The organism is Rhizobium sp. NLR16a (assembly GCF_017948245.1).
GTDB lineage: Bacteria > Pseudomonadota > Alphaproteobacteria > Rhizobiales > Rhizobiaceae > Rhizobium.
The window spans coordinates 368,209-392,500 of record NZ_CP072865.1 but is presented as its reverse complement, the minus strand read 5'-3'; the positions used below and the strand labels follow the sequence as shown (position 1 = coordinate 392,500).

The window sequence follows — 24,292 nt, the reverse complement described above, 5'->3', positions numbered from 1 at the left end:
ACGCGGTCGGCATCATGAATATGCGTCAGGCGCTCGAGCTGCCGGAAATGCCAAGCCTGTCCTATACTCATCCCGACCCGGCGAAAGCCGCTGCCGGCATCGTCGTCAGCCGCAAGGAGCTCGCCGGCTTCATGGCCTGCCGCTAAGGCGGCGCGAGCGACAGGTTTTTCGCCCAGACGGCGCTTTATCCGAGGCGCTGACGTCGTTTTTGCAACCCCATCATTCCCTGGTTTTAGTTGTCATGCTGGCATCGTTGTGCGGTTCGTGCCAAGAAGCGGCATCGAGGCTGGACAGGGATGGCAGATGCGGGATCGGCGCCCATCACATAAGACGCGCGAGCGGCTGAAGCCTGCCGCCGACACGGCAGGCAAGCGGGTCACCCTTCCGCGCGCCCTTTCCAAACTCGGCTATTGCTCCCGTACCCAGGCCGAACGGCTGATTGCCGAAAGCCGCGTGGCCGTCGACGACCGTATCGTCAGCGATGCCTCTGCATGGGTCGATCTTTCGACGGCGAGGATCAGTGTCGACGGACTTGTCATCGCTGCAGAGGCGAAAATCTATCTGATGCTCAACAAGCCACGCGGGCTCGTCACGACCCGCCATGACCCCGAGGGCAGGCCGACGGTCTATGATTGCCTCAAGAATTTCGACATCCCGCACCTCTCTCCGGTCGGCCGGCTCGACAAGGCAAGCGAAGGCCTGCTGCTTTTCACCAATGACACCGAGTTCGCCCAGACCCTGCTCGATCCGATCACCCATGTGACGAAAACCTATCATGTCCAGATCGACCGCCTCATGGACGACGAGGAAATTGCCGCTATGACATCCGGCATCCGCCATGACGGCGAGTTGCTGACGGCAACCGCCACACGACGCCTGCGCCAGGGCGACAGGAACTCTTGGATCGAGGTCGAGCTCGATGAAGGCCGCAATCGCCAGATCCGCCGTATGCTGGAGGCGCTCGGCACCGAATGCTTGCGCCTTGTGCGGGTCGCCATCGGCGGGCTCGAACTCGGGGAACTTCCAAAGGGCGCCGTGCGTGCGTTGACAGAGGCAGAGTTGCAGGGGTTGCGTCGACGAGCCGGCATGGAAAGGGCGAGACGTTGACCGATGTGCCGGAGATCGAGCCGCATGAATTCTGGCAGGAGATCCATCCGCCCGGCACCTTTCCCGACGATCGGGAATTCACCACCTTCTATGTCGCCACGCTGGAAGACGGCCGCCAGCTTCGCCTGCCGATACGCGTGTTGGCAGATGGCGATCACGCCCTCGCTTCGCTGATCGTCAACCAGGCGAGCTTCGCCGTCCTCGACGCGTTGGCCGACGGTCTCGCCGAAAAGATCAGACCCATGGGCGTCGATGTCGTCGCCGGCCTGCCGACGCTCGGCTTGACGCTTGCCGCCGCCGTTGCGCAGAAGCTCGGCCACGGCCGCTACGTCCCTCTCGGCACCTCGCGCAAGTTCTGGTACCGCGACGAACTCTCCGTTCCTCTGTCTTCGATCACCACCCCGACACAGGACAAGCGCCTCTATATCGATCCGCGCATGCTGCCGCTGCTGACCGGACGGCGCGTCGCCCTGATTGACGACGTCATTTCCAGCGGCGCCTCGATCGTCTCGGGCCTTGACCTGCTGACGGCCTGCGGCATCGAACCTGTCGTTATCGGCGCGGCCATGCTGCAATCGGAGCGGTGGCGCGATAGCCTCGCAGCCGCCGGGCCGCAGTGGGTCGCGCGCATCCGCGGTGTCTTCGCAACGCCCCTGCTGGAGCGGAATGCCGGGGGTCGCTGGCAGGTTTCGGCCCGATCGAAGACATGAGATTGTTCAATTTTTGCCGGCTGGCGCCTCTGTACAGCAGATGAGGAACGACTACAGTCCGCCCAAGGCAGTCACCCGGAAATCTGCAGCGGTTCCGGTACAGCGACATACCCCCATCGATGAAACACCGGATCCGCCCATGTCGTTCGAGCAAGCATCCCTGCTGATCCTTCTGCTGGCGATGCTCATTCTCTTCTCGCTCGAGCGCATACGCATCGAGGTGACTGCGATTGCCGGCCTGCTCGCCGGATATGCGCTCGGACTTTATCCGGCCGACCAGATCTTCGCGGGCTTCGCCAGCCCCGTCGTTATCACCGTCATCGAAATCCTGCTGATCGTTCAGGTGCTGGCGCGCGCCAAACTCTTCAACAACCTCGCTGCGCGTGTCGCGGCCGCAAGACCCTCGAACTTCAAGATCATATCAGGCGCTTCCTCGCTTGCCGGCGTTCTTTCCATCTTCATGAACAATATCGGCGCCTTTGCAATCACCTTGCCGGTGGCGCTGCGGCTCGGCGTGGCACTCTCAATCCCCCGCCGTCAGCTCGTCATGCCCATCTCGTTTGCCGCCCTGCTCGGCGGCCTCGTCTCGCTGATCGGCACGCCGGCCAACCTGCTCGTCAGCGACGCGCTTGCCAAGACGTCCGGTGCGCGCTTTCATTTCTTCGATTTCAGCTATGTCGGGCTGCCAGTCGCAATCGCCGGCATCCTGCTCATCGCCGTTCGGGTCCGATACTTGTTTCCGGAACCTGACGCAGTGCCGGCAACGCTCGCCCAGGGCTCGCGGCGCATCGTCGTCGAACGTCGCATTCCGGATGCTTCGCCGCTGATCGGCACACGGCTTTCCGAGTGTCTGACCCGCTTCGGCATCAAACCGCACGCGCTGATCCGTAACGGCAATTTTGTGTTTGGCCCGCTCGACCAGTCGATGGTCTGCGCGGGCGACGTGCTGCTTGCCGAAGGCGCCGATGACATCTTTGCCGGCCTTGCCGCCACACAATCGCTGGTGGCTGATGCCCATCTGGACGGTCCGCCGCCGGATTTTACCCGGGTCGAAACCGTCGTCATGCCCGAAAGCACGCTGGTGGGTTCGCGCATCAGCTCGCTCGAAGTCTTCCACCATCGCGGCATCGCAGTCACTGCTCTTTCCATGCGCACACCGCGCATCGAAGGCCGCTTTCTCGATCTGCAACTGTCGATCGGCGATATTTTGACGCTGGAAGGGCCGCGCACGGCAATCGCCGAAGCGCTGGAGGAAAGCGAGTGCCTGCCGCTTGCTCCGACAGCGTCAGCCGAACCGGCCCTCCTCTCCTGGCGGCCTTTCGCATTATTTGCCTGCGGCGTCGCGGCGTCGGCGGCGGGCCTGCATCCCGAGGTCGCGTTTGCGGGTGTCGTCCTCGTCCTCGCTTTGCTCAATCATCTCAACATCCGGCAGGGGATGGCCGACCTCAACTGGCCGATCATCATCATGCTCGCGGCGATGATTCCGATCGGCCAGGCAGTGGCCAGCACCGGGGCGGCCGAAGCCATTGCCGGCTGGCTGAGCCTCATCGTGCCGGTTAACCATCCGCTTTCCGGCATCGCCCTCATCCTCTTCCTCGCGATGGCGCTGACGCCCTTCGTCAACAACGCGACCGTCGCAATCGTGCTCGCCCCGATCGCACTCGAATTTGCGAAGATCGGGCGGCACGCACCCGACGCCTATCTGATCGCGGTCGCCGTCGGAGCCTCGCTCGATTTTCTGACGCCCTTCGGCCATCACAACAACACGCTGGCGATGGGCGTCGGCGGCTACCGCTTCAGCGACTTCCCGCGGGCCGGCTGGCCGCTTGCCGTCGCAACTTACGGCCTCGCTCTGTTTCTTCTGGTTCTGTTCTGGCTGTGATGCCATAGTCGGCTCGGCTTGAACTTCGCCGGTAATGAAACTAGAGCAGGAAGCCATCAGCCAAAGACAAGGACAGTCGAACGCCGTGCGAATCCTCTCCGAAGCCCATTTCCCGGAACTGCCGAACTACTATCGCGGCAAGGTGCGCGAGAATTACGACCTTCCCGACGGACGCCGCATCATCGTCAGCACTGATCGCCTCAGCGCTTTCGACCGTATTCTTACCTGTATTCCCTATAAGGGCCAGGTGCTGACGCAGACCGCACGTTACTGGTTCGAGGCGACGAAGGACATTTGCCCGAACCATGTGCTCGACTATCCCGATCCGAACGTGGTCATCGGCAAGCGGCTCGACATCCTGCCGGTTGAAATCGTCGTGCGCGGTTATCTCGCCGGCACCACCGGCACCTCGATCCTGACCCTCTATAAGAAGGGTGAGCGGGAGATGTACGGCATGCGTCTGCCGGCGGGTATGCGCGACAATCAGATCCTGCCGGAACCGGTCATTACGCCGACCAGCAAGGAATTCGACGGAGGCCATGACGAACCGCTGACGCGTGCCGAAATCGTCACGCGAGGACTTCTGACCAGCCACCAGTGGGAAACCTTGTCGAAATATGCGCTTGCGCTCTTTGCCCGCGGCCAGGAAATGGCCGCGAAGCGAGGCCTGATCCTCGTCGATACCAAATATGAATTCGGCACCGATGGCGACGGCAACATCATCCTCGCCGATGAGATCCACACGCCGGACAGCAGCCGCTACTGGCTTGCCGACAGCTACCCGGCAAGCTTTGCCGCCGGAAAGCGGCCGGAAAGTTTCGACAAGGATTTCGTCCGCGCCTGGGTGGCGGAGCGTTGCGACCCCTACAAGGATGAAATCCCTGAAATCCCCACCGAACTGATCGAGCAGACCTCGGCCGTCTATATCAGGGCCTACGAGGCGATAACCGGCGAGCGCTTTGTTCCCGACAATAGCGGCGAGACGCCGCTTGCCCGTGTCCGAAACAATCTCGCCCGCTATTTCCCTTGAAAAGGCGACACGAGAGCCGCCGGGCCTTGCATCGGCTTGGCAGTTTTCGCTGAATAGCGCTAGCATCGGCAAAAAGGGATACCGGGCGCGGCCCGGCGGGGGACGGATGGTAAGAAGGCCGAGACGCAAGGCCGAGGAAACGCGACAGGACATCCTCTCCATGGCGGAGATGCTGTTTCGCGAACGTGGCTTCGCCGCGGTGTCGATCGCCGATATATCAGGCGCGCTGCACATGTCGCCCGCCAATGTCTTCAAGCATTTCCGTTCCAAGGTGGCACTGGTCGATGCCATCGCCGGGCGACATCTCGACAATGCCGCCGAGCGTTTTGTCCCTCTCGACCAGACCATGCCCGCGAAAGAGCAACTGCTTCGCTTCGTCCTGCGCCTGCTGGAGGGCCATCTGCAGGATATCCAGAAGAGCCCTTACATCTTCGAAATGGTGCTTTCGACCATCGAAGCCAAACTCGAAGCCGGCAATCGCTATCGCGCCCGTATCGAGGAGAAAATCGGCGAGATCATCCGCAAAGGCATGGTGGAAGGACGTTATCATTGCCGCGATCCCGAGCGTGCGGCGCAGACCGTCGCCGATGTGCTTGCCTGCGTGCTGCACCCTGTCCTCATCGTCCGCGACGACAAGGAGACGCTGGTGCATCGTGCCGAGGAAATCGTCGGCTTCGTCGATGCCGCACTGCAAAATAGCGCTTGCTAAGTGACGGTTGCTGACTTACGTCACTTCGTAAAGCTTTTGTTAGACTCGGGATTATGGCATTTGAGGCCAAGCTCATCCTGACGCTTACATAAGCCTGCGCTCGGCCCGGCCGGGCCCGTGGATCGAACGGCGATTGCCACCGCATGAGGGAATTCAGAATGATTCGGCGTGCCGTCCTCATCTCCTCGGCCCTGCTGGCCGGCGCATTGCTTGGCGCCTGCAGCGACAATGCCGGCAAGCCCGCGGGCAATGCCGGCGCGGCCGCGCAGCAGGCGATCCCCGTCGGCGTGATCGCCTTGACGAAGGCGAATTTCCCGATCACGACAATTCTTCCTGGCCGCGCCGAAGCTTTCCAGACGGCCGATATCCGGCCGCAGGTGAGCGGCATCATCCGCGAGATCGCCTTCAAGGAAGGCGGCGAGATCAAGAAGGGCGACCTTCTCTATCAGATCGAGGATGCGCCCTATGTCGCCGCCGTCGAGCAGGCTAAGGCGGCCATCTCCAAGGCCGAGGCGAGCGTGCCGAGCGCTGAAAGCAATCTCGAACGCTACCAGCGCCTCGTCGGCAGCGGCGCCACCCAGATCGAATACGAGACGGCGAGAACGACGCTTCTCCAGGCGAAGGCCGAGGTCGAGGCGGCAAAGGCTGCCCTTTCCGCGGCACAGATCGACCTCGACCATACGAAGATCGTCGCGCCCTTCGACGGCGTCATCGACCAGACCGCCTACAATATCGGCAACGTCGTCTCGGCCAACCAGACGACGGCGCTGACGACGATCCGGCAGCTCGATCCGATCTATATTTCGCTGACGGAATCGAGCACCAACCTGCTGAGGCTGCGCGATGCGATGGCCGCCGGCGATATCAACGGCGCGGAGAATGTCGCCTTCCACCTGATCCTTGAAGACGGCAAGGAATATAATCAGCAGGGGAAGCTCGACATGTCGAAGCAGGTGGTCAGCGAGACCACAGGCACCTTCATCATCCGTGTGCTCTTCCCCAATCCCGATCGCATCGTCCTGCCCGGCATGTATGTCCGCGCCACGGTCGCGCTCGGCGCCGAAACCGGTTATGCGCTGCCGCAGCTGGCGACGAGCCGTGACGCCAACGGCCGGTTGACGGCGCAATTCGTTTCCGCCGAGGGCAAGGTCGAAACCCGCGCCTTCGAGAACAGCTCGCCCTCTAATAATTCCTGGCTGGTAACCGAAGGCATCAAGGACGGCGATCAGCTGGTCGTCACCGGTCTGCAGTCGGTCACGGCGGGCATGCCGGTGAAGCCGGTTCCGATGGAGATCAACGACAATGGCGTGGTCGTGGCTGCCGAGCAGCCCGCGGCCGGTGACGCTGAGAAGCCCGCAGCGAAGTAATCGCTGCGAGGCCGCATCGTCACCGTCTCAGCCGCACAGGAACAACCAATGGCCAAGTTTTTCATCCGACGTCCGATTTTCGCCTGGGTCATTGCGATCACCATCATGCTCGCCGGCCTGCTGGCGATCTTCACCCTGTCGATTTCGCAATATCCCGACATCGCCCCGACGACGGTGCGCATCAACGCCACCTATCGCGGCGCCAGCGCCGAGACCGTCGAAAAATCGGTAACGACGATCATCGAAGACGGCATGACCGGCCTGGACGACCTCACCTATATGACTTCGACTTCGTCGACCGGATCGGCCAGCATCCAGCTCACCTTCGGAACCAGCATCGATCCCGACATCGCCCAGGTGCAGGTGCAGAACAAGCTGCAGCTGGTCCAGTCGCAGCTTCCGGGCGACGTTATCGATGCCGGCATCAGCGTGACGCGCTCGACTTCGAGCATTCTCCTCGTCGGCTCGCTCGTTTCAACTGACGGCAAGCGCAATTCGGTCGATCTCGGCAACATCATGTCGACCTCCATCGAGGACCAGATCCAGCGCCTGGAAGGCGTGGGCAGCATCAACGTCTTCGGTTCCGGATACGCCATGCGCATCTGGCTCGATCCCTTCAAGCTGGTGAAATACCAGCTGACGCCGAGCGACGTCACAGCAGCGATCCAGGCGCAGAACACCCAGGTCTCCGTCGGTTCGCTCGGCGCCCAGCCGACGATCCCCGGTCAGCAGCTCAATGTCACCATCACCGCGCAAAGCCAGCTCACCACCGTCGCCGACTTCGAGCACATCATCCTGAAGGTCGAAAAGGACGGCGCGACCGTGCGCCTGAGCGATGTCTCGCGCATCGAGATCGGTCAGGAAAGCTACGGCGGCAGTTCGCGCTACAACGGCCTGCCTTCGAGCGGTTTCGCCGTCAACCTCGCAATCGGCGCCAACGCCATCGATACCGCCGCACGCGTTCGATCCGCGCTCGATGTCATCGGCCGCACCTTGCCGGAAGGTGTGAAGATCACCTATCCCTATGACACGACGCCCTTCGTGGAGCTGTCGATCGAGAAGGTCGTGCATACACTGATTGAGGCAATCGTGCTCGTTTTCGTGGTGCTGCTCGTCTTCCTGCAGAATCTGCGCGCCACGCTCATTCCGACCATCGCCGTTCCGGTGGTGTTGCTCGGCACCTTCGGGGTGCTGGCGGCCACCGGCTATTCCATCAATACCTTGACGATGTTCGCCATGGTTCTGGCGATCGGCCTTCTCGTCGACGATGCGATCGTCGTCGTCGAAAACGTCGAGCGCATCATGTCCGAAGAGAAGCTTTCGCCGCTCGAAGCGACGGAGAAATCGATGGGCGAGATCACCGGCGCCATCGTCGGCATTGCGCTCGTGCTGACCGCCGTCTTCATTCCGATGGCCTTCTTCGGCGGCTCGACCGGCATCATCTATCGCCAGTTTTCGATCACCATCGTCTCGGCCATGCTGCTGTCGGCGCTCGTCGCCATCGTGCTGACGCCGGCGCTCTGCGCCACGATGCTGAAGCCGGTCAGCGAACACGGGAAACACCGCGTCGGCGACTGGTTCAATCGCAACTTCACGCGCTCGACCAACGGCTATGTCTGGACTATCGGCTATCTCTTGAAGCGGCCGATCCGCGTCATGCTGGTCTTCCTTCTCGTCGGCGCCGGCTGTGCCTATCTCTTCACCCGGCTGCCGAGTTCCTTCCTGCCGCAGGAAGATCAGGGCGTGCTGCTGACCATCGTCACCACGCCGCCAGGCTCGACGACGCAGCAGACGCAGGCCGTCGTCGAGAAGGTGGAGCACTATTATCGCGAGAAGGAGAAGGATGCCGTCGAGTCCGTCTTCGGCGCACTCGGCTTTGGCTTCAGCGGCTCCGGCCAGAACAGCGCCATCGTTTTCACCAAGCTCAAGGATTTTTCGCTGCGCACCGATCCAAATCTGAGCGCCCAGTCGGTCGTCAACCGGGCCCTGCGCAGCTTCTTTGCGATGCGCGAGGCACAGGTTTTCGCGCTCCTGCCGCCGGCGATTCAGGGCCTCGGCGTGTCGAGCGGCTTTTCCATGTATCTCGTCGATACCGGCGGCCACGGCAGCGACGCGCTGACGGCTGCTTCCAAGCGGCTGATCCAGATGGGCAACAGCTCGGGTAAAATCGTGGCGCTGCGCAGCAGCAACAAGGAAGTCGAGCCGCAGATGCGCATCGTGCTCGATCAGGAGAAGATCGGCGCCATGGGCGTCGACATCGCCTCGGTCAATTCGATGTTGTCGATCATCTTCACCGGCCGCGACGTCAACGACTTCACCCTGAACGGCGAGATCAAGCCGGTCTACGTCCAGGGCGACGCGCCCTTCCGCATGCAGCCGGACGATCTTAATCACTGGTATGCCCGCAACACGGCCGGCGAGATGGTGCCCTTCTCCGCCTTCACCAAAACCGAATGGGTGAAGGGCGCACCTTCGCTTGCCCGCTTCAACGCCGTCAGCGCCATTCCGCTCGATGGCGCCGCCGCGCCCGGCGTGTCATCCGGCGATGCCATGAACGAAATGGAAGCGCTGACCGAGCAACTCGGCGGCGGTTACACCGTCGCCTGGCAGGGCATTTCCTACCAGGAGCGCCTTTCCGGCTCACAGGCGCCGATGCTCTATGCAATCTCGGTTCTCGTCGTCTTCCTCTGCCTGGCAGCGCTTTACGAGAGCTGGTCGATCCCCTTCTCGGTAATCATGGCAGTGCCGGTCGGCGTCCTTGGTGCTCTGGCGGCGGCAACACTCTTCGGCCAGTCCAACGATGTGTATTTCAAGGTCGGCTTGCTCACCACGATCGGCCTGGCGGCGAAGAACGCGATCCTGATCGTCGAATTCGCCAAGGATCGCACGGAAAGCGGCATGGGGCTTTTCGAGGCGACACTGGAGGCGGCGCGGCTGCGCCTGCGGCCGATCATCATGACATCGCTTGCCTTCATTCTCGGCGTCGTGCCTCTGGCGATCGCTACGGGCGCGGGCTCGGCGGCCCAGAATGCTATCGGCCTCGGCGTTCTCGGCGGCATGCTGTCGGCAACGATGCTCGGAATTTTCTTCGTGCCGTCCTTCTACGTCGTCATTCGACGCATCTTTGCCACACGCGACAAAAATGCGGCAGGAGTGTGATATAAATGCACTGTGATAATGCTGTTCCGATTGCTACATTGCGCCCGACTGCTTCGGTGTGTGTGTTTGCGGTTGGACGAGGCGCGGCTGCGATAGTGAAGCATGAAGCTTCGGACAAGAATTGACTTGCTCGAGTACAGGATGAAATGAATGGTATCTCTTCGTTTTGCCACACCGGCATTATTGTTATTACTGTCGGGCTGCGTTGTTGGCCCGGATCATGCTCCTCCTGAAATGCCGCTGCCCGCTAAATTCGGAGAAGGCGGAACAAAAAGTATAGGCGACGTTGCTACCGCAGCCTGGTGGACCGCCTTCAACGACCCCAAACTGAATGGCTATGTTCAGGCCGGCCTTGATCAGAATCTGACGGTCCAGCAGGCGATCGAACGTATCAATGCGGCCTCCGCAAACGTCACTGTCGCCGGAGCGGGCGCCCTGCCGAACCTGAACGTCGGCGCCTCTCACACGGTCAGCGGCCAGAGGGGCGAACTGCGCACGCAGTTCGACACGCGCAACACCAGCGCCGGCGACGTCCAGCTGAGCTGGCTGCTCGATCTCTTCGGGCTCTACAAGCGCAGCACCGAAAGCGCGCTCGCTTCGCTCGACTCCGCCTACGCGTCGGCTGACGTTGCTAAGCTGACCCTCGTGCAGGATCTCGTCTCCAGCTATATCGACGTCCGCTATTATCAGCAGCGTCTGGCGCTTTCGAGGGCCAACCTGAAGTCTCGTCAGGAAACCTACGAACTGACCAAGTTCCAGCTGGAAGCCGGCGCTGCCTCGCGTCTCGACGTCGTTCAGGCCGAAGGCCTCGTACAGTCGACGCTCGCTGAAATTCCCGGCCTCGAAACCAACATCCGCATATCGGCCCATCACATCGCCACGTTGCTCGGCCTACCGGCCTCGGCCCTCGTCAATGAGCTGCTGAAGGGCCGCGGTCAGCCAGTATTCCGTGGCGGCATCAACTCGGGCATCCCTGCGGACCTGATCCGCAACCGTCCCGACATTCGCGTCGCCGAGCGCGATCTCGCCGCCGCAACGGCCAATATCGGTGTTGCCGAGGCCCAGCTTTATCCGAGCATCTCGCTCAGCGGCTCGATCTCGCCGTCCTACATCAACCAGCGCGGCATCCATGGCGACCTGACCCCCTGGTCCTTCGGTCCGACCCTCAACTTGCCGATCTTCGATGGCGGCCGTCTGCGCGCCAACGTCAAGTCGGCCCAGTCCACTGCCGCGACCGCCTATCTCAACTGGAAGTCGACGGTGCTGTCTGCGGTCGAACAGGTCGAGAACGCACTCGCGGCTGTCCGGCGCGACGCCCAAACGGTCGCCGCCCTACAGGCCCAGGTGAAGACCACTCAGGAAACGCTCGAACTATCGACCGCGTCCTACAAGGACGGCGCCTCGTCGCTGCTCGACGTTCTCGATGCGCAGCGCCAGGTTTCGCTTGCCCAGGCAAGCCTTGCCCAGGCGGTCCAGCAGATGGCCAAGGATTACGTCTCGCTGAACATCGCGGTCGGCGGGGGCTACGCACCCGGCGGCAAGACCACCGCGACGGTGGCGTCTGTGCCGGCAAAGGCCAAGAGCTGAGCGGCTTTTCGCCATTCTGAAATTACCAAACCCCGCGATTGCCTCGCGGGGTTTTTCATTGCCGGCAATATCCCGGAATACTCGCGCCCCAGACGAATTTGGATTCGACAAGCAGAAGGAGCTGCTATAGGACTGATTAAACGATTAATCAGAATGCTAGATCATGGCGTCATCGCGCTCCGGACCGAACCTCAGCAGGATTGCGACCTCCCTCGGCGTTTCCATTGCCACGGTCTCCAATGCGCTTTCCGGTAAAGGTCGGGTCTCCGGCCCGTTGGTCGAACGGATCCGCGAACATGCCGCCGAACTGGGCTATGTCCCGAGCCAGGCCGGCCGAGCGCTTAGGACCGGCCGCAGCGGCGTTCTCGGCCTGGTCTTGCCCGATATCGCTAATCCTCTGTTTCCGAAGATCGCACAGGCGATCGAATTTGCCGCCTCCATCGCCGGTTACGGCGTGTTGATCGCCGACTCCCGTGGCGATGCTGCCGCCCAGACCGAGGCGATCGATCGTCTCGTCGAACGCGGCGTCGACGGCCTGATCATTGTTCCCCGCCGCGCCACCCGCATTTCGTCCGCCGCTTGCCCAGTCGCTCTCATCGACACCCCCTCGACGCCAGGCAACACCGTTTCAGCCGACCATTGGCAGGGCGGCCGCGAAATTGCTCTCCATCTCGCGGACCTCGGCCACCAGCGCATCCTCATCATCGGCAACAACCAGGAATCCAGCGTTCAGAACGACCGCGCCGATGGGATTCGCGCCGGTATGCACGCGGGCATGCATGCCGAAACGCTGTGGATCGGGAAGGTGGAGCAGGATGGCGGCAGCGGCTGTCCGCTCGGCCTCGCCGAAAAGGTGCGGGAGGGTTTTACCGCTTTCGCGGCTCTCTCCGATCTGCAGGCGTTGCGCGCGCTGACCGAGCTGCAGCAGGCCGGCATCAGCGTTCCCGGCGATGTCAGCGTCACCGGCTTCGACGACCTCATCTGGTCGCCTGTTGTCACACCGTCGCTGACGACGGTAAGGATGGACATGGATAGAATTGCCGGAATTGCCGTATCGGCGCTGGCCGATACCATCAGAAAAAGCCGCGTCCGGGAAGGCGTGCTCGTTACCGCGGAAATCGAACGCGTCGCAATGCAGCTGATTGTCCGCCAATCATCCGGGCCTGCGAGTCCGGCAACAAAAACCTCAGAGATGGAGAACATGTAAGATGAAAAAAGCTCTCATGGCGTCGGCGGCACTCGCCGCACTGTCGCCGTTTGCCGCCTCCGCAGCCGAACGAACGCTGACCATTTCCGTCTATGCCTTCGCCCAGGACGACTTCAAGACGCTGGTCTATGATCCGTTCGAAGCCCAATGCGGCTGCAAGCTGGTGGTCGAGACCGGCAACAGCGTCGAGCGGTTGGCCAAGATGGAGGCGAACAAGGCCAACCCCGTGGTCGATCTCGCCGCCGTTTCGATGGCGGATGCGCTTGCCGCATCGCGCGCCGGACTGACCGACAAGATCGATACGACGAAACTTGCCAATTTCGACAAGCTCTACGACGTCGCCAAGGACCCGAACGGCGACGGCATGAGCGTCGGGTACACTTTCTATGCCACGTCGATCGCTTATCGTTCCGACAAGATGAAAATCGAGTCCTGGGCCGATCTTCTGAAGCCGGAATATGTCGGCCATGTCGCCTTCCCGAACGTCACAACCAATCAGGGCCCGCCGGCGCTCTATATGCTGGGCCTGTCGCTCGGCAAGGATACGCCTGATCTGCAAGGCCCGATTGAGGCGCTGGGCGAAAAGAAGGACGACATCGTCACCTTCTATGAAAAGTCCTCGCAGCTCGTGCAGCTCATGCAGCAGGAGGAAATCTGGGCAGCCCCCATCGGCCGTTTCTCCTGGGCCGGCTTGACCAAGCTCGACCTTCCCGTCGCCTGGGCAACGCCGAAGGAGGGGCAGACCGGCGGCATGAACGTGCTGGTGTTGACCAAGGGTTCGAAAAACCAGGATCTCGCCATGCAGTTCATGGATTTCTGGCTTTCGACCGCGATCCAGACCAAGCTCGCCGAAAAGCTGATCGACAGCCCCGCCAATAGCGAGGTCAAGCTTTCGGAAGCTGCGGCCGGCAACCTCACCTATGGCGAGGAAACGGCCAAGAGCCTCAAACTGATCCCTTCCGCCATCGCCCTCGACAACCGCGCCGGTTGGCTGAAGACCTGGAACGAGAAGGTCGGCCAGTAGAGCCCGCATGAACCCGCCCCGGCCGCTCGCCGGGGCCATCTCCTCTCCTCGAAAGGCGTCTCATGTTCCAGAACCGCGCGGAAGCCCTGGCGCTTGCCTTGCCGGCAGCCGTCTTTGCGACGGTGGTCTTTCTGCTGCCCGTCGCAATCCTGCTGTCGGAGGGTTTCCGCGCCGATGGTGCCTGGACGCTGTCGGCCTATACCGGCTTCTTTTCCGAGACGCTGAACCGCACCGTTTTCCTGCGCTCCTTCCGGCTCGCCCTCGAGGTCACCGCCGTCTCGGCCGTCATCGGCTACGCCGCAGCCTTTGCCATCGTCAACCTGCCGGCGAACGGCAAAGGCCGCATGATCGGCCTCATCACCCTACCGCTGATGATTTCGCCGGTGGCCCGCACCTATGCCTGGATTGTCATTCTCGGCCGCACCGGTATCGTCAACCAGGCGATCACGGGCCTCGGTTTCAGCGCCGAACCGCTGCGCCTGCTCTTCACCGAGACCGCCGTCTTCATCGGCCTCCTGCAGCTATTCCTGCCGCTGATGATCCTGTCGTTGATCAGTGCGCTCGAAAACATCCCGAGGGATGCGATCCCGGCTGCCCGCGTGCTCGGCGCCAACTGGTTGCAGGCCTTTTGGAAAGTCGTCCTGCCGCTGACGCGCGAGGGTCTCGTCATCGGCGGCACGCTCGTCTTCACCGGCTCGCTCACCGCCTACATCACGCCGGCCATCCTCGGCGGTTCCAAGGTGCTGATGCTCGAAACGCTGATGTATCAGCAGGTGTCCGTCGCCAATGATTTCGTCTCGGCAAGCGTCATCGCCTTCATCCTGATCGTCATGAGCTTTGCCGCCAACATCCTGCTGAAACGCCTTGCGACGGCGAGGAGCCGCAGATGAGCATCCGTCTCCTTTCGCCTGTCGTGCTCCTCCTGCTGCTGATCTTCCTGATCGGCCCGTTCCTGATCATCATTGCCGCCTCGCTCTCGGCGGGCGATACGCTGGCCTTTCCGCCGCAAGGCCTGTCGCTGCGCTGGGTGATGAAGGTCTTCACCATCGAAAGCTTCCGCGACAGCTTCGCCATGTCGCTGTTCCTTGCCGTCTTCGGAACGCTCGCAGCCCTCATCCTCGGCATCCCGGCCGCCTATGCCTTGTCGCGTTACCCAATGCCCGCCGCCGAAACCGTCCGCACCATCGTCTCGCTGCCGATCATCGTCCCCGGCATCATCGTCGGCCTGGCATTGCTGCGTTATCTCGTCGTGCCCTTCGGCTTCAACATCACGCTTGCGCTGTTCTTTGCCCATGCGGCCCTCGTACTGCCCTATGCCGTGCGCGTCGTTTCGGCGAGCCTCGACAATCTGCGCGCGGATATCGAGGAAGCAGCCGTCCTGCTCGGCTCCTCCAGGCTCGGTGCCTTCTTCCGCGTGGTGATGCCGAATATCCGCGGCGGCATCCTGGCCGCCTTCATCCTCGGCTTCGTCACCAGCTTCAATCAGGTGCCGGTCTCGCTCTTCCTTTCCGGCCCGGGTGTGCGGACACTGCCGATCGACATGCTGGGCTATATGGAAACCACCTACGATCCTTCGATCGCGGCGCTCTCCGCCCTTCTCGCTTTCCTCTCGATCGGTATCGTCTTCCTCGCCGAACGCTTCCTGGGATTCTCGCGTTATGTCTGATGCCTATCTCAAACTCGACAAGCTGACGCTTCGCTATGGTGATACGGTCGCCGTCAGGGATCTCGACCTTGCGATCGCCAAGGGCGAGCTCGTCGCTCTTCTCGGCCCGTCCGGCTGCGGCAAGACGACAACGATGCGCGCCATTGCCGGCCTGCTGAAGCCCGCTTCCGGCCGCATTGGCCTCGACGGCGCCGATATAACCCGCGTCTCCGCCAACAAACGCGCGGTCGGCCTCGTCTTCCAGTCCTACGCGCTTTTCCCGCATCTGACGGTCTACGAAAACGTCGCCTTCGGCCTGCGCCTCAAGGGCATTTCGGGCGCGAACCTCGATGCCCGCGTCGGCGCCGGCCTGAAATCCGTCGGCCTGACCAGCTTCGCCGGCCGAAAGCCTGCCGAACTGTCCGGCGGCCAGCAGCAGCGCGTCGCAATGGTGCGATCCATGGTGATGGAGCCGAAGGTGCTGCTGCTCGACGAACCGCTCTCCAACCTCGACGCCCGGCTTCGTCTCGAAATGCGCGCGGAATTGCAGCGCGTGCAGAAGGAGACCGGCGTCACCATGATCTTCGTCACTCACGATCAGGTGGAAGCCCTGGCCCTCGCCGACCGCATCGTCGTGATGCTGAACGGCGGCATCGAACAGATCGGCACGCCGGAGGAGATCTATAACAATCCCGCCTCCGCCTTCGTCGCCGATTTCGTCGGCTTCGAAAATGTCTTCGCTCTGAAGGACGGAAAACTTGTGACGCCGCACGGCCCCGCAGCACTCTCCGAACCGCCGCCCCAGGCTGTGGCCGGCCTGGCCTGGCGCCCGCGTACGGTGACCATCGGCTCCGGTCCGTTCCAAGGTACGGTGCGCGGCACGTCTTTCGCCGGCAATACACGCGAATACCTCCTCCAAACGCCGCTTGGGCCTATAAAGGCTGAAATCGACGCGAGCTTGCCGCCGCACGAGATCGGCAGTGAGCTCGCCTTCAATCTGCCGGTCGCCAGAGCGGCCAACCTCAAGCGCTTCGGGTGACATCATGGGTGCATGGATCGATACCGACATGGGCTTCGACGACATCGCCGCCATTCTGGTGGTGGCGCAGTCGAAATATCAGATCGACGGCGTCTCGCTGGTCTTCGGCAATACGCCGCTGCCGCAGGTGCGGGCGAATGCCGCAGGCGCCGCCAGCGCCTTCGGCTGGACGTTCCCCGTCCATACCGGTCGTGCAGCACCTGTTCTCGGCAAGCCCGAAACCGCCCAGGCGATCCTCGGCGAAACCGGCATTCCGACGTCAGGCACCAGTCTGCCGAAGGCCCCTCCCAGTGCCGAGAGCGATGCCTTCACCGCGCTCTGCCGCTGGCTCGACGGCGACGGACCCCACCGCATCCTGGCGCTCGGGCCGCTCACCAATATCGCCGCCGTGGCGCTCGCCCGCCCCGATCTTGCCGCGCGCATCACCGACATCGTCTGGATGGGCGGCGGCGTCACATCGGGCAACCATACGGCCTCTGCCGAGTTCAACGCGCTCGCCGATCCCGAGGCGCTGGCAATTGTTATCGCCCATGGCCTGCCGTTGCGTATGGTCGATCTCGATCTCTGCCGCAAGATAGTTGCAAGGCCCGAAGATGCCGAGCCGGTGCGCAGTGCCGGCGGCGCCAATGCCGAACTGATCGCCGACATGTTCGCCGGTTATATAGGCATCGGCACCAGCCGTGGTCGTCCCGGCATGGCAATTTACGATCCCTCAGCCGCCGTGGCTTTCGTCGCCCCCGATATCGTTAGCTTCCGCCCCGCCCGCATCGACGTCGAACTGCAGGGCGCCCTCACCCGTGGCCGCACCGTCGTCGAGACCCGCGCCACGCATGCGACCTTCAACGCCCAATTCGCCGCCGATATCGACGTCGAGAAGGCGCGTACCATCATTCTCGCCGCTTTGGTCAACGAGGCCCGCAAATGAACGCCATTCCTCGTCAGGAACCTTTCGATCTCAACGATCCCGAATTGCGCGCCCGGGCAGTTGCCGCCGCCCGCGGCGACGCTCCCTTTGATATGCTCATCACCGGCGGCCGGCTGCTCGATGCGGTGACAGGCCTGATCCGGGAGGCTGATATCGGCCTCGTCGGCGCGCTCATCGCAAGCGTCCATACGCCGGCAAGCCGAACGGATGCCATCGAGATCATCGATGCGACCGGCGCCACCCTGACGCCGGGCCTGATCGATACGCACATGCATGTCGAAAGCTCGATGGTGACACCGGCAGAATATGCAAGCGCCGTGCTGGCGCGCGGTGTCACGACGGCCGTCTGGGATCCGCATGAATTCGGCAACGTCCATGGCCTCGACGGCGTGCGCTGGGCGATCGAGGCGGCACGTGCATTGCCGCTGCGCATGATCCTGCTCGCCCCCTCCTGCGTGCCGTCTGCACCGGGCCTGGAACTTGCCGGCGCCGATTTCGATGCCGCCGTCGTTGCCGAGATGCTGCGTTCACCCGCTGTCGGCGGCGTTGCCGAAGTCATGAACATGCGCGGCGTCATCGACGGCGATCCACGCATGAGCGCTATCGTCAACTCTGGCCTTGCCTCCGGCAAGCTCGTCTGCGGCCATGCTCGGGGCCTCGAAGGCGCTGACCTCAACGCCTTCATGGCAGCGGGCGTCACCTCGGACCACGAACTCACCTCCGGCGCCGATCTCGCCGCCAAGCTTTCCGCCGGCCTGACGATCGAGCTGCGCGGCTCTCACGATCATCTCTTGCAGGAATTCGTCGAGGTGCTGAACGGTCTCGGCCAGCTGCCCCCCACCGTTACGCTCTGTACCGACGACGTCTTTCCCGATGAACTCTACCAAAGCGGCGGCCTCGACGATGTCGCCCGCCGCCTGGTGCGCTACGGCATGAAACCGGAATGGGCACTGCGGGCCGCGACCTTCAACGCCGCTGAGCGGCTGAAGCGTTCCGATCTCGGCCTTGTCGCCTCGGGCCGCCGCGCCGATCTCGTTCTCTTCGAGGATCTCACGGAATTCCGAGCACGCCTCGTCATATCAGACGGCCGCATCGTCGCCCGCAACGGCAGCATGGAGGCGGCCGTTCAGCCGTTCGATACGGCGCCGCTCGTCAACTCCATCAAGCTACCGCCGCTGACGGAGAATGATTTCCGCGTCCCTGCGAAGGGCGCGCGCGTCCGCATCGCTACCATCGACCGTCCGCGCTTCACGCAATGGGGCGAAGCCGAAACGGAAGTCCAAGACGGCTTCGTCGTGCCGCCGGCCGGCAGCGCCATGATCGCCGTCGCCCATCGCCACGGAAAGGCCGGAGGCACCCCGCGCATCGGCTTTCTCACCGGCTGGGGCGAATGGCGCGGCGCCTTCTGCACCACCGTTTCGCATGATAGCCACAACCTCACCGTCTTCGGCGGCAATGCGGCCGACATGGCGCTCGCCGCCAACGCCGTCATAGCAGCCGGCGGCGGCATGGCAGTCGCCAAGGACGGCGTAATCCAGTCGATCCTGCCGCTCCCGCTCTCCGGCCTCGTCACCGACGCCTCACTGAAGGACACCGCCTCAGCCTTTGCCGAAATCCGCAAGGCCATGGACAAAATCGTCGACTGGAAGCCACCCTACCGCGTCTTCAAGGCCTGTTTCGGCGCAACACTCGCCTGCAATGCGGGTCCGCACCTAACGGACCGGGGGATTGCGGATGTGGTGACGGGGAAGGTGGTGGAAAGTCCGGTGCTGGAGATTTTCTAGGTCGAGCGCATCTCAAAGCGAGGGGAGTGCCGTGCAGCCCTCCATCCGCCCACGGGCGTCTGCCGCCGTGACCAACATAACATATGGCCTATTCCGAAATAGACATTCGGAATCAAACCTTCCTGACCAGGCCGAACGGCAGCACGTTGTCAGATTCAAGCTGAGCTGCCGACGCGGGCCGTCCGATGTAATATCCTTGGATCTGGTTGATTCCGTACTGCTGCATCAGCCGCTGATGTTCAATGGTCTCAACGCCTTCAATGAGTATCCTTACGCCGCGATTGCGCAGCAGGCTGATGATGTCAAGCAACATCCGCTTCCCTTTTTCCGTGTTGCAATCATGGAGGAAGGATCGATCGATCTTGACTGTGTCGAATTCTATGAGGCGAAGCCACGAGAGCCCGGCAAACCCTGTGCCGAAGTCGTCCAGCCAGACTTGAGCGCCTAGCTTTCTCAGGTCGCTGATGCAACGAACCACGGTCTGGTCGATTTCCAGCTCAACGCCTTCTGTAATTTCGAAAGCAAGCCGAGCACCCGTCACGCCGAATTCTGCGAGCGTCGCAGCGACATAGCTGGCGAAACCTGGCAGTTTAAGTTCAATCGGCGAAACGTTGACGCTGGCAACTTGCACCAAGCCGGTTGCCAACAGGTCTCGGCAAACAGTGCGGATTGCCCACCGGCCGAGTTCAACAATCGAACCTGTCCTTTCCGCAACTGGAATAAACATAGCAGGTGGTATCTGCGTCCCGTCCAACATCCTCAAACGCATCAAAGCTTCAACGCCGTCCGTCTTGCCTGTCTGAATGTTGCGGATCGGCTGATAGACGAGTGAGACAAGCCCGTGTTCAATCGCAATTTTCAACGTCGCGGCTATATCCTCGCTGTCATCGCTACTCTGCGGGTCTTCGGGATCGAAGACCACGAGGGTGTTGCGACCCGTTGCCTTGGCGGCATAAAGCGCGCGATCGGCTTCATGGACGACCTTGTCGACCTGTTTGGTCTCATCCCGCGTATAGGACACGCCGACACTCACGGTGATTACGGCGGTCCCGTCCCGCCTGTGCTCGTGTGGCCAGGCCAACGCTCGGACGTCAGCACAAATTGCTTCTGCCAGGTCGGTCGCTCTTTGCGAATTCGGCATTGGCGTGATGACGATGAATTCCTCACCTCCGTATCGCCCGATAATCGAGCCCCAGGACGAGGCCACGCTTTGGAGAAGCTGCGAGACAGCGACAAGGCACCGGTCACCTTCTTGATGGCCGTAGCAGTCGTTATAGTGTTTGAAATAATCGACATCGATAAGCAGGACGGCAAAGGGCGCCCTATGGTCCTGCCAGCGTTGCCAGTAGTCACGCAGACGTTGATCAATCGCCCGGCGATTTTCCAGCCCGGTCAACGAGTCGGTGTTCGAGAGATGCAAAAGGGCCCTACCTCTTTCGTCGGCAGCAGCTTGCTGCAAACTCGCTTCAAGAGCATTCAGGAAGACTTTATAGCGCTCTCTGTTGAGTTGAAGGTTCACGTAAGAGGTAAAAATAAAGCAAGAAATGCAGAACGCACCGAGGATCAGCTTATGAAGAAGCAGCATCGGCGCGAACAAACAGAGGGCGCCGATGAAGATGAGCATGTTCGTTACGGAGGCCGCAAGAGCTAGCGGAAACCGGAAACTGAAGAACAGGTTGACGCTCATCATAAAGATCGAGCCAAAAACCATATAGTATGAAAAGGCGTCCGTGACCGTGGTCATCTGAGCGGTGAGAAGCCAGACAAGATAAGCTGCCAGCACGGACACCGCCGCAGCCATATCGACCGTATCGGCTTTTGCCTTGCAGTAGAGCAAGAGTTCCAACACGCACAGCGCACCGGCGCCAACCGCCAATCGACCGGCGATCGTGTACCGGACCACGTCGCCAATAAAGAGATAATCGGTGAAAGAGTATGCAAGGTAAGCGGCCACCGCTATCCAGAGGCCGTTGCGCGTAGCGGTCTTTCGGCCGCTCTCGCTCTTCTGCTTATAAAGACGGCGCAACTGTTCTGGCGACAGCATCGGCCTTATTGTGGCGACTGCGGTCTCGGCTAACACGTGCATCATGCCCCTGCCACCCAACATATTGCCACAGTTGCCCTACGCAGACTGCTGGCTGATGCTGGATAGCCCTGCGCAGACTCCACATCAACCGATAAGGCTCCCCCGAGCCACAAGCGGGCAGAGTATCTGTCGGGTTCACTAATATTTTCTAAAATTAAAGCGTGCGCTGAGGCCGCGTTCCAACCTTGACGCTTGACCTTAAAAGAATGATGAAGATTTTATTCAATGTTTAGATCTTTATCCCCAATGAGGTTTCCGTGGCTCAGCCCCTCTTTTCCCTTGATGGCCAAAGCTTGATTACACCGCAGTCCGTTAGCAATCAGTTCCCCTCACCTCACCACGATAATGAAAAGGACCTGCTGCGAACTGCAGAAGCTGAGTTTGCGATTGTCATCAACATTGCAATGCAGCGGTTCGGTGCCGGGAAAGACCTGCCTGGCGCAGTCAAGTGGTTAATTGGTCAGCTTCATGACGTCCGTCAAAAATTCGGTGCTGCTGTATGGCAGAAGCTCATCCCATTTATTCAGGCCCATCCCTCGGCAAAGATCCTGCAGCAGTGCCCGTTCACTCGTTGGTCCTTTGAAAAACCTCGCGGCTATTCCGGTGATGCCGGTCTTATCGACTTTATTTATGGCCATCCGGCGGTGGCCGAACAAGTGGCCAGATCCACCCTTCTCGGGCTGGATATCTTTGAATACACGATCAACGCGCCCGGCCCGGTAGCGGTCAGGGAACGTCGCGACATCCTGACCCGCTACGTCGATGACACCGCTGCGCGAACGGGTTCGGATACCGAGGTGCTGGCCATCGCCGCCGGCCACCTCCGGGAGGCGGAGACATCAAAAGCATTGGCAGAAGGCCGCCTTAAACGCTGGGTTGCTCTTGATCAGGACCCCCAAAGTATTGGCTCGATCGCCAGTCAATTCCATGGGACTTCTGTAGAGCCTATCGACGGATCCGTGCGCGGCTTGCTCGCGCGAAAGCATCAGCTTGGCACCTTCGATCTGATCTACGCAGCAGGGCTGTACGATTACCTTGCCGATAAAGTGGCAATCCGGCTCACGCAGATTTGCATGGAAATGCTGAAACCGGGCGGCGTCTTTCTATTTGCCAACTTCTCCGATGAGATGGCGGATGACGGATACATGGAATCCTACATGAACTGGGAGCTCCTCCAGCGATCCAATGCCGACATGTGGCGTATAGCCAATGCCGGTGCGGCGGAAAATACGGTTGAAAAGACAGTCTGGTTCGGGGCCAATCGCAACATTATTTACGCCACCATCAGGAGGCTGTCGTAAGTCGCGACGACCGGGCCGCGCTGCTACAGACCGGCCGGCGGTTTGGAGCTCCCGCTGCTGGCGATCTAGGCCTTTGCCCTGGCTGGGGCTCCCAGCTTGGGCCAACTGACGGCAGGATCCATTTACGCCTGGGCGCTCGTGCTGATGCTCATCGGCCTAATCATCGCGGAGCTGAAACAACAGACCGCACCGACTCAGAAAGCCTTTCTCCGATAAATGCGCCAATCGGCCGTCTCCCGCACCAGCACATAGTGGCGGGCGATATAGTGGGCATAAAGGTCGCGCAGGCCGTTACCCGTCCAGATTTCGATCGGCCATTTCGGATCGAGGATAAGGTCAACGTCGGCGAACATCTCTTCCGCGGCCGGATGATCATCCGGTCCAAGAGTTCGCCCCCAATGATACCACACGCTGTCGCCCACCGGCGGTGTCAGCCCCATGCCGGCGGAGAAGGGATTGACGAAATCGAGAACCGCGACGCGCTCGTCAGCAGACATCAGTTGCGACAGGGCAGCCGAAGCGTCAGCCAATGTCCTGTTGTATCTCTCGAAGTATTCGTATTGGCCGGCGCTCCACATCTCAACGAGCCCGATCTCAGAAAACGCCGGCAGCGGGATCGGTTTGCCTCGGCCGCCGGCAGCATAATAGGCATGAATTGCGAGCGATGCAGCGTTGCAGACGGCGGAGGGCAACAACAGGAACCCTAGGAGTAATGGCAGGGCGAACCGCGCCTTCCCGTATCGGGAGAGCAGCTTGGCGCGAAAGAGGCTTTCCGTAATGACGGCGGCGCCCGCACCCAACGTCAGAATCCCGACGGTCTGGAAATTCTGCCCGATCAAGAGGATTCCGGTTGTGCCGCAGAAGGCAACGAAGAGCAAATGCCGATAACTCGGCGTCAGGTTGAGAACGACGAGCACGACCGTCAGATAGACAAGAAGGTCGGCGTGATTGTTCCGTACCAAGTGACCGAGGGCGGTCAACGTGAGAACGCCGCCGCTGTTTTTTGCTGAAAGGCCAAGGTCAGCAAGGTAGTTGAACCCGCCGCCCCAGATGATTTCAGTCGCGATAACGCTGAAAGCGATCATCCCGAGCGCCAACCTCACCCAACCGATCTGGCGACGATCGAAAAGCATGAACAAAAGGAAGCCAAGCCCTACGACGCCATAGGTGATCTTGGTGTAGAGCATCAGCAACACAAGGAGACTGGCGCATGCGGCGTCGACGGCCTTGCTACTCCCGGAGGCCGGCAAGCGAGGCAAATACATCACCAGCAGTAAGCCCAGCGACGCCCATCCAATCCGGTTGTAGAACATGGCAAAGGTCAGCTCCCCTATCCGCTCGCCCGGATTTGCGGGAACCGCAGCTATCAAGAGCAGGAAGATCGCAAGCGGCAGTCCGAACGCCATATGCATCCGGCTGCCCACGATTTCCGCGGCGATAGCCGCAAGCAGGAGAACCACTATCGCCATTCCAGCCGGCATCGCGCCGCCCATATTGCCCGACAAGCCATAGCCGGCGGCGGGAATGTAAAATGTCAGCGGCCCGAGTGGCGAATGGAAATCCACATTCGGCACCTGGCCATGTACGATGCGATGAGCACCATCCAGGAAAACGAAGAGGTCGTTGACGTACTTGGTCGTCGCCGTTTGGCCGGGCAGAGCGAGAAGGCAGGCGAGAACGAAACCCGTGCCGAAGATGACAGCCTGCGACCAACTCAACCGTGACGCCGG

19 protein-coding genes (1 of these 19 cut by a window edge) are annotated in these 24,292 nt (G+C 61.4%); 17 read left to right on the top strand and 2 right to left on the bottom strand.

Going from position 1 to position 24,292, the window contains the following annotated elements; all coding sequences use genetic code 11:
* The 16 genes from J7U39_RS01760 to J7U39_RS01685 form a co-directional block, all read left to right on the top strand.
* A protein-coding gene (locus J7U39_RS01760) for a hypothetical protein (protein WP_064804680.1) crosses the window boundary here: on the top strand, nt 1–146 show its 3' portion. The gene continues 61 nt to the left of window position 1, outside the view; 146 of the gene's 207 nt are visible here — the last part of the coding sequence; its start codon lies off the left edge, out of view; its stop codon occupies nt 144–146.
* A 157-nt stretch (nt 147–303) separates the two neighbouring features.
* Complete coding sequence (locus J7U39_RS01755; protein WP_210629988.1) at nt 304–1,107, top strand: pseudouridine synthase; 804 nt, start codon at nt 304–306, stop codon at nt 1,105–1,107.
* Complete coding sequence (locus J7U39_RS01750; RefSeq protein WP_210629987.1) at nt 1,104–1,817, top strand: phosphoribosyltransferase; 714 nt, start codon at nt 1,104–1,106, stop codon at nt 1,815–1,817. Before J7U39_RS01755 ends, J7U39_RS01750 begins: the two co-directional genes overlap by 4 nt.
* A 139-nt stretch (nt 1,818–1,956) precedes the next feature.
* A complete protein-coding gene (locus J7U39_RS01745) occupies nt 1,957–3,699 on the top strand; it encodes an SLC13 family permease (protein WP_210629986.1) in 1,743 nt (580 codons plus the stop codon).
* An 85-nt stretch (nt 3,700–3,784) separates the two neighbouring features.
* Nucleotides 3,785–4,729: a phosphoribosylaminoimidazolesuccinocarboxamide synthase gene (locus tag J7U39_RS01740; protein WP_210631569.1), complete on the top strand. Its 945-nt coding sequence runs from the start codon at nt 3,785–3,787 to the stop codon at nt 4,727–4,729.
* 106 nt (nt 4,730–4,835) lie between these two features.
* The gene (locus J7U39_RS01735) at nt 4,836–5,438 is read left to right on the top strand and encodes a TetR family transcriptional regulator (protein WP_210629985.1); all 603 of its coding nucleotides are present in this window, start codon (nt 4,836–4,838) and stop codon (nt 5,436–5,438) included.
* A 158-nt stretch (nt 5,439–5,596) separates the two neighbouring features.
* The gene (locus J7U39_RS01730; protein WP_210629984.1) at nt 5,597–6,805 is read left to right on the top strand and encodes an efflux RND transporter periplasmic adaptor subunit; all 1,209 of its coding nucleotides are present in this window, start codon (nt 5,597–5,599) and stop codon (nt 6,803–6,805) included.
* Between the two features lie 48 nt (nt 6,806–6,853).
* On the top strand, nt 6,854–9,964 hold the full coding sequence (locus J7U39_RS01725; RefSeq protein ID WP_210629983.1) for an efflux RND transporter permease subunit: 3,111 nt from the start codon (nt 6,854–6,856) through the stop codon (nt 9,962–9,964).
* Nucleotides 9,965–10,114: 150 nt separating this feature from the next.
* A complete protein-coding gene (locus J7U39_RS01720; RefSeq protein ID WP_210629982.1) occupies nt 10,115–11,551 on the top strand; it encodes an efflux transporter outer membrane subunit in 1,437 nt (478 codons plus the stop codon).
* A 163-nt stretch (nt 11,552–11,714) separates the two neighbouring features.
* Entirely contained in the window at nt 11,715–12,758 is a 1,044-nt protein-coding gene (locus tag J7U39_RS01715; protein WP_210629981.1) for a LacI family DNA-binding transcriptional regulator, read from the top strand.
* A gap of 1 nt (nt 12,759) precedes the next feature.
* Nucleotides 12,760–13,782: an ABC transporter substrate-binding protein gene (locus tag J7U39_RS01710; protein ID WP_210629980.1), complete on the top strand. Its 1,023-nt coding sequence runs from the start codon at nt 12,760–12,762 to the stop codon at nt 13,780–13,782.
* 62 nt (nt 13,783–13,844) lie between these two features.
* Nucleotides 13,845–14,672, top strand: coding sequence for an ABC transporter permease (locus J7U39_RS01705; RefSeq protein WP_210629979.1), 828 nt, complete (start codon nt 13,845–13,847; stop codon nt 14,670–14,672).
* Nucleotides 14,669–15,448: an ABC transporter permease gene (locus J7U39_RS01700; RefSeq protein WP_210629978.1), complete on the top strand. Its 780-nt coding sequence runs from the start codon at nt 14,669–14,671 to the stop codon at nt 15,446–15,448. The genes J7U39_RS01705 and J7U39_RS01700 overlap by 4 nt, the downstream gene beginning before the upstream one ends.
* Nucleotides 15,441–16,466 carry an ABC transporter ATP-binding protein gene (locus tag J7U39_RS01695; RefSeq protein WP_210629977.1) on the top strand — a complete coding sequence of 342 codons (1,026 nt, stop codon included), beginning with the start codon at nt 15,441–15,443 and terminating at the stop codon, nt 16,464–16,466. The genes J7U39_RS01700 and J7U39_RS01695 overlap by 8 nt, the downstream gene beginning before the upstream one ends.
* Before the next feature lie 4 nt (nt 16,467–16,470).
* Nucleotides 16,471–17,391 carry a nucleoside hydrolase gene (locus J7U39_RS01690; RefSeq protein WP_210629976.1) on the top strand — a complete coding sequence of 307 codons (921 nt, stop codon included), beginning with the start codon at nt 16,471–16,473 and terminating at the stop codon, nt 17,389–17,391.
* Entirely contained in the window at nt 17,388–19,175 is a 1,788-nt protein-coding gene (locus tag J7U39_RS01685) for an adenine deaminase C-terminal domain-containing protein (RefSeq protein WP_210629975.1), read from the top strand. The genes J7U39_RS01690 and J7U39_RS01685 overlap by 4 nt, the downstream gene beginning before the upstream one ends.
* Before the next feature lie 112 nt (nt 19,176–19,287).
* Here the strand turns inward: J7U39_RS01685 and J7U39_RS01680 are convergent, their stop codons facing one another.
* The gene (locus tag J7U39_RS01680) at nt 19,288–21,261 is read right to left on the bottom strand and encodes a GGDEF domain-containing phosphodiesterase (protein ID WP_210631568.1); all 1,974 of its coding nucleotides are present in this window, start codon (nt 21,259–21,261) and stop codon (nt 19,288–19,290) included.
* Nucleotides 21,262–21,518: 257 nt separating this feature from the next.
* On the opposite strand from J7U39_RS01680, the gene J7U39_RS01675 reads away from it, so the two are divergent.
* Nucleotides 21,519–22,562 (top strand): class I SAM-dependent methyltransferase, encoded by a 1,044-nt coding sequence (locus J7U39_RS01675; protein WP_210629974.1) that lies wholly within the window; start codon nt 21,519–21,521, stop codon nt 22,560–22,562.
* A gap of 194 nt (nt 22,563–22,756) precedes the next feature.
* On the opposite strand, the gene J7U39_RS01670 is transcribed toward J7U39_RS01675, so the two are convergent.
* A complete protein-coding gene (locus tag J7U39_RS01670) occupies nt 22,757–24,280 on the bottom strand; it encodes a hypothetical protein (RefSeq protein ID WP_247241706.1) in 1,524 nt (507 codons plus the stop codon).
* Between the last annotated feature and the right edge of the window lie 12 nt (nt 24,281–24,292).

What these genes read in the sequence shown, in the direction of transcription:
- J7U39_RS01685 (WP_210629975.1), top strand. Translation starts at nt 17,388, where the DNA reads ATGAACGCCATTCCTCGTCAGGAACCTTTCGATCTCAACGATCCCGAA.
- J7U39_RS01710 (WP_210629980.1), top strand. Translation starts at nt 12,760, where the DNA reads ATGAAAAAAGCTCTCATGGCGTCGGCGGCACTCGCCGCACTGTCGCCG.
- J7U39_RS01720 (WP_210629982.1), top strand. Translation starts at nt 10,115, where the DNA reads ATGGTATCTCTTCGTTTTGCCACACCGGCATTATTGTTATTACTGTCG.
- J7U39_RS01735 (WP_210629985.1), top strand. Translation starts at nt 4,836, where the DNA reads ATGGTAAGAAGGCCGAGACGCAAGGCCGAGGAAACGCGACAGGACATC.
- J7U39_RS01730 (WP_210629984.1), top strand. Translation starts at nt 5,597, where the DNA reads ATGATTCGGCGTGCCGTCCTCATCTCCTCGGCCCTGCTGGCCGGCGCA.
- J7U39_RS01690 (WP_210629976.1), top strand. Translation starts at nt 16,471, where the DNA reads ATGGGTGCATGGATCGATACCGACATGGGCTTCGACGACATCGCCGCC.
- J7U39_RS01725 (WP_210629983.1), top strand. Translation starts at nt 6,854, where the DNA reads ATGGCCAAGTTTTTCATCCGACGTCCGATTTTCGCCTGGGTCATTGCG.
- J7U39_RS01700 (WP_210629978.1), top strand. Translation starts at nt 14,669, where the DNA reads ATGAGCATCCGTCTCCTTTCGCCTGTCGTGCTCCTCCTGCTGCTGATC.
- J7U39_RS01745 (WP_210629986.1), top strand. Translation starts at nt 1,957, where the DNA reads ATGTCGTTCGAGCAAGCATCCCTGCTGATCCTTCTGCTGGCGATGCTC.
- J7U39_RS01755 (WP_210629988.1), top strand. Translation starts at nt 304, where the DNA reads ATGCGGGATCGGCGCCCATCACATAAGACGCGCGAGCGGCTGAAGCCT.
- J7U39_RS01680 (WP_210631568.1), bottom strand. Translation starts at nt 21,261, where the DNA reads ATGCACGTGTTAGCCGAGACCGCAGTCGCCACAATAAGGCCGATGCTG.
- J7U39_RS01705 (WP_210629979.1), top strand. Translation starts at nt 13,845, where the DNA reads ATGTTCCAGAACCGCGCGGAAGCCCTGGCGCTTGCCTTGCCGGCAGCC.
- J7U39_RS01695 (WP_210629977.1), top strand. Translation starts at nt 15,441, where the DNA reads ATGTCTGATGCCTATCTCAAACTCGACAAGCTGACGCTTCGCTATGGT.
- J7U39_RS01715 (WP_210629981.1), top strand. Translation starts at nt 11,715, where the DNA reads ATGGCGTCATCGCGCTCCGGACCGAACCTCAGCAGGATTGCGACCTCC.